Genomic DNA, 11,814 nt, shown 5'->3' with positions numbered 1-11,814 from the left:
CCCCCGAATCGACCGAAACAACCCGCATGCGTGGCCGCATGTGTGCCGCGCGACAGGCAAGGGGTTGGCCATGCGGACGATCGGGTACAAGACGGGTTCTTTCTCGGCTGCAGCATCAAGGCAGGCTGGTGTGACATCGCTTTTTGCAATCGCCTTGCTGGTGGCCGCCTGCGGCGGTGGAGGCGGCGGTGCGGGTGCCGACGAAACTCCACCGTCCGGCACCGACGGCACGAACGGCGGCACCCCGCCGCCCTCGGACCCGGGCGGCAGCACCGGCCCCACGCCGCAGGACGGGCCCGACGCGCTGTATTTCCGTCCGAGCTCGGCGCTGGCCGCCGCCGGCGCGCTCGACCGGATCTCGGGCGGCAACGCGCTGTTCGCTGCCTGGAACCCCAACGACCCGAAAACGGCACTGAGACCGGGTATGAAGATCATGTTCTTCGGCCAGGCGCAGGGCTGTGCCGGCGGCACCGAAGGTCCGCTGACGGCCCTGTCCGACAGCCGCCTGGCCAAGGTGGCCGGACTGACCACCTTGCCGCATGCCGCAGCGTTGCCGTCCTTGCGCTGGACGCCTTCTGGCCGGGCGAACGGCTGCGACAGCCAAGCGCAGGACCGCGACGGTGCGTCGGCCGTGTTCGTCAACGCCGACGACAACGCCGGCGCGGTTGGCATGTTGACGACCTCCGGCAAGCAGGACGACGGCGCCAGCCCGTTCTTCGGCCCCTACAGCGCCGCTGGCCAGAACGGCGCCGGTACCAACGCCTACATCACCGGCACCTTCATCAACTTCCGCCAGGTCTGGGGCGCGGCAGATCCGTTGCAGCCCTGGACTGGCGCGGCCTCGGCGCGGGTGCGCAGTGTGCAAAGCCTGGGCGCAGTCCAGCTCGAAACGACCGGCGACAAGCCGGTGCAGGTCAAGCAGCAGATGATGGCCACCTTCCTGAACCGCAGCTGCATGAAGGAAACCTCGGGCCAGCCCTGCCAGATCCAGTATCTGTTCAACACCGCGATCGCCCGCTCGGGCGTCAGTGACTGGTCGCAGGTGGCCTGGTTCAAGAACGGCGATGTCTGGTTCGACATTGCGCAAGGCGGCATCCCGATCGTCGATGGGCCGATCTACACCAGCGGCATGATCACGTCGGATTCAAAGACGAAGCTGCCGTTGTTCGTGTCGCAAGGCTCGGCCACCCAGCATCAGGCATTCTCAAACCGCACCTTCGACGTGACCGTCGGCTTCGATCAACTGACCAACGTGCTGCGCATCGTCGCGGCGCGCAAGCTGGGGGTTGAGATGGCGACGCTCACCGACAGTCAGTTGGCCAGCGTCTGGGGCAGCGGCTGGAATGACCGCAACGAGTGGGTGCTGCTGTCCGGCCACGTCGGGCAAGAGGTCTACAACCCGAACAGCGACCACAAGGTGCAGATCGGTGGCGGCTTCAAGAGCTTGTTTGTCGGCCCCCAGGGCTGACATCGCGGCGGGCCGGGCGGCCGAACGGGGGCGGGGTGACTGGCATAACATGCCAGCCTGCCGCGCCCCGACCGTTCCCGCATGACCATCAAGACCGAAACGCCCCTGATCGAGCCGTTGTTCCGCATGATGGGGCTGCCACCTTCGCTGGTGCGCTATTGCCCTGTTTCGTCGACCAAGCCGCTGCGAACGATGTACCTGCGCGATTCGCCGCTGGTCAAAGGGCTGGACGCCAGCTGGGGCGACGACTGCCTGTTGACGACGGTGGACGGTGAACACGATCAACTCGGCCACGTCAAGCTGTCAGGGCCGGCCGCCGGCAAGCAAGTCAGCGGCGTGCACCTCGCGCTGCTGGGCGGGAAGGGGCAACTCAATCTCGTGCTGGGCGGTGACCACCTGAAGGCCGTCATCGGCGCCGGGACCGTCTTGCGCGGTGGGCTGCACCTGGCCGCGAAGGCCACGGCCTTTATCGGCGACAACACGACGATGGGCCAGTCGCGCCTGGCAGCGTCCTACGCCGACTTGGTCGTCGGTGACGACTGCCAGTTCTCGGAAGATGTGGTCGTGCAATGCAGTGACCAGCATGCACTGTGCGACGCGGAGACCGGTGCGCCGATCCACACCCAGCGCCGCCACATCCGCATCGGGCGCCATGTCTGGCTCGGCCGGCGGGCGATGGTGCTGCCCGATGTGACGGTAGGCGCCGGCAGTGTCGTCGAGAGTGGCGCGGTGGTCACGACCAACGTTCAGCCCAACACGATGGTCGGCGGTGCCCCGGCCCAATTGCTTCGAGACAAGGTCACCTGGAAGCGCTGACCGGCTTCGGTGGCCGAACAGGTCGCGGCTCAGACCACGTAGTGGGTCCTGAACAGCGACATGATGTGGCCGACCAGCCCTGGCGTGACGTGCCGATAGTCCCAAGCCCAGGCCGTCTTCGGGTCGGCGTAGTTGACCAACTCGTAGCTGGGGAAATAGTCGACGTTGCCGTGGCTGGAGGCGAATTCCTGGGCGACGGCGCGCAACATCGACTTTGAGTAGCTGTTCGTCGTCACCACGTCCTGCGCCAGGAAGCTGCGTTCCAGCGGCACCGGCGAGACAGTGATGACGACCTTGAAGTCGTCCCCGTGCACGGTGCTCAGCAGGCGGTGCAACGCCTGCAGGGCCTGGCGGTGCTGGTCGAAGCGCGTCAGGTGCACCGACAGGCGGTCGCCAAACGCGGCCAGCACACGCGGACCCGGCGTATTGTTCAGGTAACGGCCGGCGGCGGCGTCGAACCAGCATTCGGCCATGCCCAACGTCATCACGAACAGCTTGCAGCGACGCACCAGCGGGCCGAGGTGCTCACGCACCATGCGCCGCCGCTGCAGCGTCGTGGCCAGGTCCACCTGCCGCAGCGACTGGGTGTAGTGCAGGTCGGCGGCGCAGCCACGGTCGAGCGAATAGGTCAGCAGACCTTCTTCGATCTCCGGCGCAGTGCCGAGTAGGTGGCGAAACTCGTCCAGCATCGACATGCTGTTGTAGCGATTCAGGTACGCGCGGGGTCGCGCCCCCGGGTTGAGCTGGGGATCCTGCTGCAAAGGCGCCTGCGAGAACAAGGCGTCGCAATGCGTCGCGACCTTGAAATCGAGGTCGACCAAGGCGTCTTCCACTTCCCGCGCAAAACATGAACCCGAGGCGAACACCGCGGCCGAGCGGTCCACCTTGAATTTCGGCACCACACGCAACTCGGGCAGCTCTGTCCAGATGCGGTGGCATGCCAGCGTCTGGTCGGCCTGGTTCGCCTGAAAGGCGCGCGCCGCCCAGGTGCTGCGCGGGTTGGTCTTGCCGGATTCGCGCGCCTGCTCGGCGCTCACCTGCTCCAGCGGCGTCGTGATGGCCGGATCTTTCATCGTGCGGGCCCTCCCTTCGGCCTGTGAGCTGCTGGTGGCCCCTATCGGTGGCCGGACGCTGCGCGCAAGGGGGTCACCTCACGCCGTCCCGCCGACGGTGATGCCGTCGATACGCAGCGTCGGCTGGCCGACGCCGACCGGCACGCTCTGGCCGTCCTTGCCGCAGGTGCCGACGCCGGTGTCCAGTTGCATGTCGTTGCCGACCATGCTGACGCGTGTCATCGCCTCAGGGCCGTTGCCGATCAGCGTGGCGCCCTTGACCGGGTAGAGGATCTTGCCGTTCTCGACCCAGAAGGCTTCCGAGGCCGAGAAGACGAACTTGCCGCTGGTGATGTCGACCTGGCCGCCGCCGAAGTTGGTGGCATAGAGGCCGCGCTTGATGCTGGCGACGATCTCTTCCTTGGTCCGGTCGCCCGACAGCATGTAGGTGTTGGTCATGCGCGGCATCGGCACGTGGGCGTAGCTCTCGCGCCGGCCGTTGCCGGTCGGCTTCACGCCCATCAGGCGCGCGTTCATGCTGTCTTGCATGTAGCCGCGCAGGATGCCGTCTTCGATCAGCACGTTGCGCTGCGTCGGGTTGCCTTCATCGTCGATGTTGAGCGAGCCGCGCCGGTCGGTCAGCGTGCCGTCGTCGAGCACGGTGACGCCCTTGGCCGCGACGCGCTGGCCGATGCGGCCGGAGAAGGTCGACGAGCCCTTGCGGTTGAAGTCGCCCTCGAGCCCGTGGCCGACCGCCTCGTGCAGCATCACGCCGGGCCAGCCCGAGCCGAGCACCACGGTCATCTCCCCGGCCGGGGCCGGGCGCGATTCGAGGTTGGTCAATGCAGCGTTGACGGCCTGGTCGACATACTCGACCAGCTGCGCCTCCTGGAAGTAACCCAGCCCGAAGCGGCCACCGCCGCCGCCGGAGCCGACCTCGCGCCGGCCGTTCTGTTCGGCGATCACCGTGACCGACAGCCGCACCAGCGGCCGCACGTCGGCGGCACGGGTACCGTCGGCGCGGGCCACCATCACCACGTCGTATTCGGCGGCCAGGCCGGCCATCACCTGCACCACCCGCGGGTCGCGCGAGCGGGCCATTCTTTCGACGCGCTCCAGCAACGCCACTTTCTGCGTGCTGTCCAGCGTCGCGATCGGGTCCATCGGGGCGTACAACGTGCGGCTGCCCGCGACTTTGGTCGGGCCGCCGACCTTGATGCGCTTGCTCTGGCCGGCCGCGGCGATCGCGCGCACGGTGCGGGCAGCGTCGAGCAGGGCGGCTTCCGAGATGTCGTCGGAATAGGCGAAAGCGGTCTTCTCACCCGCCACCGCACGCACGCCGACACCTTGGTCGATCGAGAAGCTGCCGCTCTTGACGATGCCCTCCTCCAGGCTCCAGCCTTCATGGCGGGTGTACTGGAAGTACAGGTCGGCGTCGTCGACCCGATGCTCGGCGATCACGCCGAGGGCCCGCGCCAGCGTGGCCTCGTTGAGTTGGTAAGGGTCCAGCAGCAAGCCTTGGGCGACGCCCAGGCGCTCAAGGGTGGGTTCGCGGGCGATCATCGGCCGATTGTAGGCAGAGCCTTCGCGCCATGCGGCTTTACATGGCTTTGCACTTCGCCGTCGTCCAGCCCCTGACAGCCGGCGTTATGGACAGGTGCCGCCGATCGGCGACCGACCACAAAAAGGAACAACATGAACTTCCGCCATTTCCTTGCCGCCGCCGCGCTGGCGGCTGTCTCTGGCGCCAGCTTCGGCCAGGTCGCACCGACGCCGGCCATGCCCTCTGTCGAGCCGGCGCCGCGTGGCACCCACACCCCGGTGATCGACAAGCAAGAGCACAACCAGCAGAACCGCATCCAGGCCGGCAAGCAGTCCGGCGAGCTGACCCGACACGAGGCGCGGCGGCTGCACGCCGAGCAAAAGGCCGTCGACCGGGCGCAGAAGAAGGCCGCCGCCGATGGCAGCGTGTCGACGCAGGAGCGCCGCCGCATCCGCCATTTGCAGAACCGCGCCGACAAGGACATCTACCGCCAGAAGCACGATGGCGCATCCAAGCCGGTGGCCCCTTCCGTGCCCGCGCACCCCGCGCCGGTCCAGTGAGCGGCGATTCAGTCGGCGTTGTCGACTGAGCGCTTGTCGGCCAGCGCGCGTGCGTAAAGCGCGTTGCGCGGTGCGCCGCTGATCTCGGCCGCCAACGCCACCGCCTGCTTCAGCGGCAACTCGCGCAGCAGCACGGTGAGCGTGCGCTGCGCGGCGCCGCTGACGGCGTCGTCGCCTTCGATGGTCGGCGCAACGGGGGCTGCATGCAGCACCAGCACGAATTCGCCTTTGACCCGCACCGGATCGGCCGCCAGCCATGCGGGCAGGGCCGCGGCGTCCAGCGTTTCGATCTGTTCGAACTGCTTGGTCAGCTCTCGGCAGACGGTCACGCGTCGGGCTGGCGCACGGTCGGCCAGTTGGTCGAACAGGGTGGCCACGCGATGTGGCGCTTCGAACAGCACGCAGGCGCAAGGCTGGGCCAGGGCGGCGTCCAGCGCGCCCAGCCGCTCGGCGCCCTTGGGCGGCAGGAAACCGGCGAAGTGAAAGGCGGCGCTGTCGCTCGCATCCGATGGCGCGTGCCCGGCTGCGCTCAGTGCGGTCACGACACTGCTGGCGCCCGGGATCGGCAGCACCCGCCAGCCGGCCGCCCGCGCCTGTTCGACCAGCATCGCGCCCGGGTCCGACACGGCCGGCGTGCCGGCGTCGCTGACATAGGCCACCCGTTCCCCGGCTGCCAACCGCGCCACCACACGTTCGCTCGCACTGCGTTCGTTGTGCTCGTGCAGCGCGATCAGCGGCTTGTCCAGCCCCAGGTGGCGCATCAACCCGGCGGTGACCCGGGTATCCTCACAAGCCACCGCGTCGACCAATGCCAGCACGTGCACCGCGCGCAGGCTGAAGTCCGCCAGGTTGCCGATCGGCGTGGCCACCACGTAGAGCGTGGCCGCCGGGTAGTGCTGGCCACCCGCCACCTGGGCGGCGGCCTGCGTCAGCGCGAGCGGGGAAGGGGAGTGCATGTTCTTCAAGTCCAAGCCCAAGCGCGCGGACGCAGCCTCGGCGGAAGGGGCGCCGGCCACGAGCCGGCAGGCCACCGGCGCCAGCGGCGAGGCGCGGGCACTGGCCTATTTGCTGCAACACGGTCTGCAGTTGATCGAGCGCAATTATCGGGTCGCTCGGGGCCGGTCCCGACGCGCCGGCGAGGTCGACCTGATCTTGCGCGATCGGGACGGCACGCTCGTATTCGTCGAGGTGCGCGCGCGTCGCAGCCGCGAGGCCGGTGGCGCGGCAGCCAGCGTCTCGGCCGTCAAGCAAGCCCGGCTGGTCTATGCCGCCCAGCACTACCTCGCCCGCCTGCCTCGGCCGCCACCTTGCCGCTTCGACGTCGTTGCGATCGATGGCGACGAGCTGGTCTGGCTGCGCGCGGCCTTCGATGCGGGCTGAGCCGCCGCTGCGGCCGGCCGACGCCGTCACGGCCAGGCCGGGCCTGGCCTTTATCATCGGCGCCCATGCTCGAAGCCCGAATCCAGCAGCAGTTTTTCGAATGCGCCGACCTGATGTACCAGGTCGCCGATGGCTTGGCCCGCCCGATCGCCGATGCGGCGCAGGCCGCGGTGGGCTGCCTCACCGCGGGCGGCAAGCTGCTGGCCTGCGGACAGGGGGGCGGCCAACTGCTGGCGCAGTGGCTGTGCTCCGCGTTGATGCTGCGCTTCGAACGTGAGCGCCCGCCCTTGGCCGCGCTGGCCTTGGGCCCCGGCCTGGCGCAACCGCTGCAGGCCCATGGCGAGCTGGCCGGCGACAGCGCGCTGGGCCTGGCGCTGCAGGTCCGGGCGCTTGGGCAGCCAGGCGACTTGCTGCTGGCCTGCTGCACCGGTGGCGACGACCCCGCGCTGCTGGCCGCGGTGCGCGAGGCCCATGCCAAAGAGATGAGCGTGGTGTTGCTCAGCGGTCCCGCCGGCGAGGCCTCGGCCCTGCCCGCGCTGCTGGGCGAAACCGATGTCTGGATCGCCGTGCCGCACGAGCGACCGGCCCGCGTGCACGAGATGCACCTGTTGGTGCTGCACGCGCTGTGCGACGCGATCGATCTTCAACTGCTGGGTGATGCCGAACCAAGCTGAGTCGTGCGACTCAGCCTGTCATCGATCGCCCTCAACCTGTGCCCACACCATGACCATGATGCCCCGACGTTTTTCCTTGCTGGCCACGCTGGCCCTGGCCACTGTCACCTCGGCGCTGACCACCGCCTGCGCCCCGCTGCTCATTGGCGGCGCGGTCGCTTCCGGTGCGTTGATGTACAACGACCGCCGTACCTCGGGCGCTCAGCTCGAAGACCAGGCGATCGAGTTCAAGGCCGGCCCGCGTCTGAAAGAAGCGCTGGGTGAGCGCGCGCACTTGAACGTGACGAGCTACAACCGCCTGGTGCTGATCACCGGCGAAGTGGCGACCGATGCCGACCGCGAAGCGGCCGAAAAGGCCATTGCGGGGATCGACAACGTGCGCTCGACGGTCAATGAAGCCGCGGTGATGGGGTTCAGTTCACTGACCGCGCGCTCGAACGATGCGCTGCTGACGAGCAAGGTCAAGGCCGCGTTCATCGACAACGGCAACATCCAGGCCAGCGCAATCAAGGTCATCACCGAACGCAGCACCGTCTACCTGATGGGCCGTGTGACCGAGAAGGAGGCCGACAAGGCCGCCGAAGTGGCCCGCACCGTCAGCGGCGTGCAGAAGGTGGTGCGGGTGTTCGAGATGATCAGCGAGGCCGAGCTGAAGGCGCTCGACACCAAGAAGTAGTCGACGACCCCGGCGCGCCCGTGAGAGGGCGCGGGCGCCTATTTCAGGCGGCGAATGAGACTCGATGTGTCCCAGCGGCCGCCGCCCTGGGCTTGCACGTCGGCATAGAACTGGTCCACCAACGCAGTTACCGGCACGCGCGCGCCGGTGCGGCGGGCTTCGTCGAGCACCAGGCCCAGGTCCTTGCGCATCCAGTCGACCGCGAAGCCGAAGTCGAACTTGTCGTCGACCATGGTCTTGCCGCGGTTGTCCAGCTGCCAGCTTTGCGCGGCGCCCTTGCCGATCACGTCGAGCACCGTGGTCATGTCCAGCCCCGCCTTCTGGCCGAAGGCGATCGCTTCGGCCAGGCCCTGCACCAGGCCGGCGATGCAGATCTGGTTGACCATCTTCGCCAGCTGGCCGGCACCGCTGAGCCCCAGCAGCGTCACCGCGCGCGAGTAGGCCATCGCGACCGGCTTCATCGCGTCGAAGGGTTTCGCATCGCCACCGCACATGACGGTCAACGCACCGTTGACGGCACCGGCCTGGCCGCCCGACACCGGCGCGTCGATGAAGTGGATGCCGTGCTGCAAACCCGCTGCGTGCAACTCACGTGCAACATCGGCCGACGCCGTGGTGTGGTCGACAAAGACAGTGCCCGGTGCCATGCCGGCAAACGCGCCTTGCTGCCCCAGCGTGACCGCCCGCAGGTCGTCGTCATTGCCGACGCAAGCGAACACGAACTCGGCGCCCTCGGCTGCTGCCCGTGGCGTACCCGCCGACGAGCCCCCGTTCTCGGCGATCCACGCCTGCGCCTTCGCCGCCGTGCGGTTGTAGACCGTCACCGCGTGCCCCGCCGCCGCCAGATGCGCCGCCATAGGCCCCCCCATCACGCCCAAACCAAGAAAGGCCACGCGCCGCGGCGCAATCGCTTCGTACGTCTTCATCGGTGCTCCATCCGTGGCCTGTGCTGGCGGGATTCACGCGGCGCTGCGCAGCAGCCGCCGCTCTCCAAGTGGCGTGCGCGGATCCGGCTTCGCCGGTCCGCTGCGCGAGCCCCCTCGGGGGGCAGCCCCTGGAAGGGGCGTGGGGGCCCAATTACACAATAGTGAGATGCTCGGTGCCGGCCGACAGGTCAGAGACGCGTGCGCGCTGGCTGTTGAGCTTGATCTGCAGCCGCAGGTCGTTGACCGAGTCGGCGTTGCGCAGCGCATCTTCGTACGAGATGACCTGGCCTTCGTACAGGTCGAACAGCGCCTGGTCGAAGGTCTGCATGCCGAGCTCGCGCGAGCGCTTCATCAGCTCCTTCAGCTCACCCACCTGGCCCTTGAAGATCAGGTCGGCCATCAGCGGCGTGTTGAGCATGATCTCGACCGCCGCGCGGCGACCCTTGCCTTCCTGGCGCGGGATCAGGCGCTGCGAAATCATCGCCTTCAGGTTCAGCGACACGTCCATCAGCAGCTGGTCGCGCCGCTCTTCGGGGAAGAAGTTGATGATCCGGTCCAACGCCTGGTTGGCGCTGTTGGCGTGCAGCGTGGCCATGCACAAGTGGCCGGTTTCGGCGAAGGCGACCGCCAGCTCCATGGTCTTGCGATCCCGGACTTCGCCCATCAGGATCACGTCCGGCGCCTGGCGCAGTGAATTCTTCAGCGCGATGTCCCAGTCTTCGGTGTCGATCCCGACTTCGCGCTGCGTGATGATGCAGTTCTTGTGCGGGTGGACGAATTCGACTGGATCCTCGACGGTGATGATGTGGTCCTGCGCGTTCTCATTGCGCCAGTCGACCATTGCCGCCATCGAGGTGCTCTTGCCCGAACCGGTGGCGCCGACCATGATGACCAGACCACGCTTGGTCATCGCGATGTCTTTCAGGATCGTCGGCAGGCCCAGCTCGTCGACCGTCGGGATGTGCGCCGGGATCGTCCGCAGCACCATGCCGACATGGCCCTGTTGAAGGAAGGCGCTGACGCGAAAGCGCCCGATGCCCGTCGGCGAGATCGCGAAGTTGCACTCCTTGGTGCGCTCGAACTCGGCCGCCTGTTTGTCGTTCATGATCGCGCGGGCCAGCGTGATCGTATGTGCACCCGACAGCGGCTGCGGCGACACCTTGCTGACCTTGCCGTCGACCTTGATCGCAGGCGGGAAATCAGCGGTCAGGAACAGGTCCGAACCGTTGCGGGTGACCAAGAGGCGCAGCAGGTCGCTGACGAATTTCGAGGCCTGGTCGCGTTCCATGGTGGGTCTCCGGAATACAGGGAATAGGAGGCGGTTCTAGCGCGGTTGTTCGGTAGTGGCGGGCATGCGGCTGAGCAGCACCGAAACGCGGGCGCTGACCTGGCGCAGGCGCAACGACAATCGCTTGGCCAGCCAGCCCAGCAGCGCGGCGGCCAGCCGCGGCTCCTCTTCAAGCAGCCGGTCCAGCGTCGGTTGGGCCAGCACGGCCAGGTGAACGGGCGTGAGGGCGGTGCACGAGCACAACCGAGTGCCGCCGTCGAGCACCGAGAGCTCGCCCAGCACTTCGCCGGCGCGCACCTCGCCCAGCCTGACCTTGATGCCCGACGGCTGCGCGCGCTCCTCGGCCACGGCGCCTTGCAGCACGATCATCAGGAAATCGCCTTGCTCGTCCTGGTTGAAGATGCGCTTGCCGGCGTCGAGCTCGACATACTCGAGGTGGCTTGCCAGCACTTGCAGCGGCTGCGCACCGAGCGCAGCCATCGCACGGTCCTGGCTGAACAGCCGCACCATGGCCGTGATGCCGCTGGATTCGTCGTGCTTGCCCTCGCGCAGGTCGGCTGGGCGCTGTTTCCAGGAAGCGACCCGGCGCGCTTCATCGTGGCGGTCGACAAACTGCGTGGCATAGAAGCCCGAATCGTCGGCACGCTGGCGCGCCACCGGCTTGGGCTTGGCCGGCCGCCACCACCGCAACAGGAATCCACCGACTGTCATTGCCGACTCTCCTCGCCCCCGCCGTCAGCCCGGGAAGTTCTCGGGGAACTTCGCCTTCACGCGTGCCTCGTTGGCGCTGATCAGATTGCGGCGCACCAAGTCGGCCAGGCATTGGTCCAGCGTTTGCATGCCCAGGTTCTGGCCAGTCTGGATCGACGAGTACATCTGCGCGATCTTGTTCTCGCGGATCAGGTTGCGGATCGCGGCGGTGCCCAGCATGATCTCGTGCGCCGCGACACGGCCGCTGCCGTCCTTGGTCTTGCACAGCGTCTGCGAGATGATGGCCTGCATCGACTCGGACAGCATCGCGCGCACCATGTCCTTCTCGGCCGCGGGGAAGACGTCGACCACGCGGTCGATCGTCTTCGCGGCGCTGGACGTGTGCAGCGTGCCGAACACCAGGTGGCCGGTTTCGGCCGCGGTCAGCGCGAGGCGGATGGTCTCCAGATCGCGCAGCTCGCCGACCAGGATCGCATCAGGGTCTTCGCGCAGCGCGGCGCGCAACGCGTTCGAGAAGCTCAGCGTGTGCGGGCCGACCTCGCGCTGGTTGATCAGGCACTTCTTCGACTCGTGCACGACCTCGATCGGGTCCTCGATGGTGAGGATGTGGCCCTGCTCGTTCTCGTTGATGTGGTTCACCATCGCGGCGAGCGTGGTCGACTTGCCCGAGCCGGTGGGGCCGGTGACCAGCACGATGCCGCGCGGCTGGTCGGCGATGTC

Annotated in this window: 13 protein-coding genes; 6 read left to right on the top strand and 7 right to left on the bottom strand. The window is 67.8% G+C overall.

Annotated elements, in window-relative coordinates:
• The first annotated feature begins 130 nt into the window (after window positions 1-130).
• Both VFY73_RS19185 and VFY73_RS19180 read left to right on the top strand, forming a co-directional pair.
• Window positions 131-1,468, top strand: a complete 1,338-nt coding sequence (locus tag VFY73_RS19185) for a hypothetical protein (RefSeq protein ID WP_329721743.1) — start codon at window positions 131-133, stop codon at window positions 1,466-1,468.
• An 81-nt stretch (window positions 1,469-1,549) separates the two neighbouring features.
• Window positions 1,550-2,284 carry an acyltransferase gene (locus VFY73_RS19180; protein WP_329721741.1) on the top strand — a complete coding sequence of 245 codons (735 nt, stop codon included), beginning with the start codon at window positions 1,550-1,552 and terminating at the stop codon, window positions 2,282-2,284.
• A 29-nt stretch (window positions 2,285-2,313) separates the two neighbouring features.
• On the opposite strand, the gene VFY73_RS19175 is transcribed toward VFY73_RS19180, so the two are convergent.
• Both VFY73_RS19175 and tldD read right to left on the bottom strand, forming a co-directional pair.
• Complete coding sequence (locus VFY73_RS19175; protein ID WP_329721739.1) at window positions 2,314-3,357, bottom strand: GSCFA domain-containing protein; 1,044 nt, start codon at window positions 3,355-3,357, stop codon at window positions 2,314-2,316.
• Between the two features lie 78 nt (window positions 3,358-3,435).
• A complete protein-coding gene (gene tldD, locus VFY73_RS19170) occupies window positions 3,436-4,899 on the bottom strand; it encodes a metalloprotease TldD (RefSeq protein ID WP_329721737.1) in 1,464 nt (487 codons plus the stop codon).
• A 132-nt stretch (window positions 4,900-5,031) separates the two neighbouring features.
• Between tldD and VFY73_RS19165 the strand changes: the two genes are divergently transcribed.
• Window positions 5,032-5,439, top strand: a complete 408-nt coding sequence (locus VFY73_RS19165; RefSeq protein ID WP_329721735.1) for a hypothetical protein — start codon at window positions 5,032-5,034, stop codon at window positions 5,437-5,439.
• An 8-nt stretch (window positions 5,440-5,447) separates the two neighbouring features.
• On the opposite strand, the gene rsmI is transcribed toward VFY73_RS19165, so the two are convergent.
• Window positions 5,448-6,395 (bottom strand): 16S rRNA (cytidine(1402)-2'-O)-methyltransferase, encoded by a 948-nt coding sequence (rsmI, locus tag VFY73_RS19160; protein ID WP_329721733.1) that lies wholly within the window; start codon window positions 6,393-6,395, stop codon window positions 5,448-5,450.
• Here rsmI and VFY73_RS19155 point away from each other — a divergent pair.
• From VFY73_RS19155 to VFY73_RS19145, 3 genes are all read left to right on the top strand, one after another.
• Window positions 6,394-6,819, top strand: coding sequence for a YraN family protein (locus VFY73_RS19155; RefSeq protein WP_329721731.1), 426 nt, complete (start codon window positions 6,394-6,396; stop codon window positions 6,817-6,819). The two genes, rsmI and VFY73_RS19155, sit on opposite strands and share 2 nt — an antisense overlap.
• Window positions 6,820-6,884: 65 nt before the next feature.
• On the top strand, window positions 6,885-7,493 hold the full coding sequence (locus VFY73_RS19150) for an SIS domain-containing protein (protein ID WP_329721729.1): 609 nt from the start codon (window positions 6,885-6,887) through the stop codon (window positions 7,491-7,493).
• Window positions 7,494-7,542: 49 nt separating this feature from the next.
• Window positions 7,543-8,169 (top strand): BON domain-containing protein, encoded by a 627-nt coding sequence (locus VFY73_RS19145; protein ID WP_329721727.1) that lies wholly within the window; start codon window positions 7,543-7,545, stop codon window positions 8,167-8,169.
• 38 nt (window positions 8,170-8,207) lie between these two features.
• Here VFY73_RS19145 and VFY73_RS19140 read toward each other — a convergent pair whose 3' ends face one another.
• The 4 genes from VFY73_RS19140 to VFY73_RS19125 form a co-directional block, all read right to left on the bottom strand.
• Window positions 8,208-9,095, bottom strand: a complete 888-nt coding sequence (locus VFY73_RS19140) for an NAD(P)-dependent oxidoreductase (RefSeq protein ID WP_329721725.1) — start codon at window positions 9,093-9,095, stop codon at window positions 8,208-8,210.
• Between the two features lie 151 nt (window positions 9,096-9,246).
• Complete coding sequence (locus VFY73_RS19135; protein ID WP_329721723.1) at window positions 9,247-10,383, bottom strand: PilT/PilU family type 4a pilus ATPase; 1,137 nt, start codon at window positions 10,381-10,383, stop codon at window positions 9,247-9,249.
• A 36-nt stretch (window positions 10,384-10,419) separates the two neighbouring features.
• On the bottom strand, window positions 10,420-11,094 hold the full coding sequence (locus VFY73_RS19130; protein ID WP_329721721.1) for a cyclic nucleotide-binding domain-containing protein: 675 nt from the start codon (window positions 11,092-11,094) through the stop codon (window positions 10,420-10,422).
• 24 nt (window positions 11,095-11,118) lie between these two features.
• On the bottom strand, window positions 11,119-11,814 hold a 696-nt coding region (locus VFY73_RS19125; RefSeq protein ID WP_329721719.1), incomplete at its 5' end, for a PilT/PilU family type 4a pilus ATPase.

Source organism: Ideonella sp. (assembly GCF_036277275.1).
GTDB lineage: Bacteria > Pseudomonadota > Gammaproteobacteria > Burkholderiales > Burkholderiaceae_C > Ideonella.
This window is presented reverse-complemented; position numbering and strand designations above follow the sequence as displayed.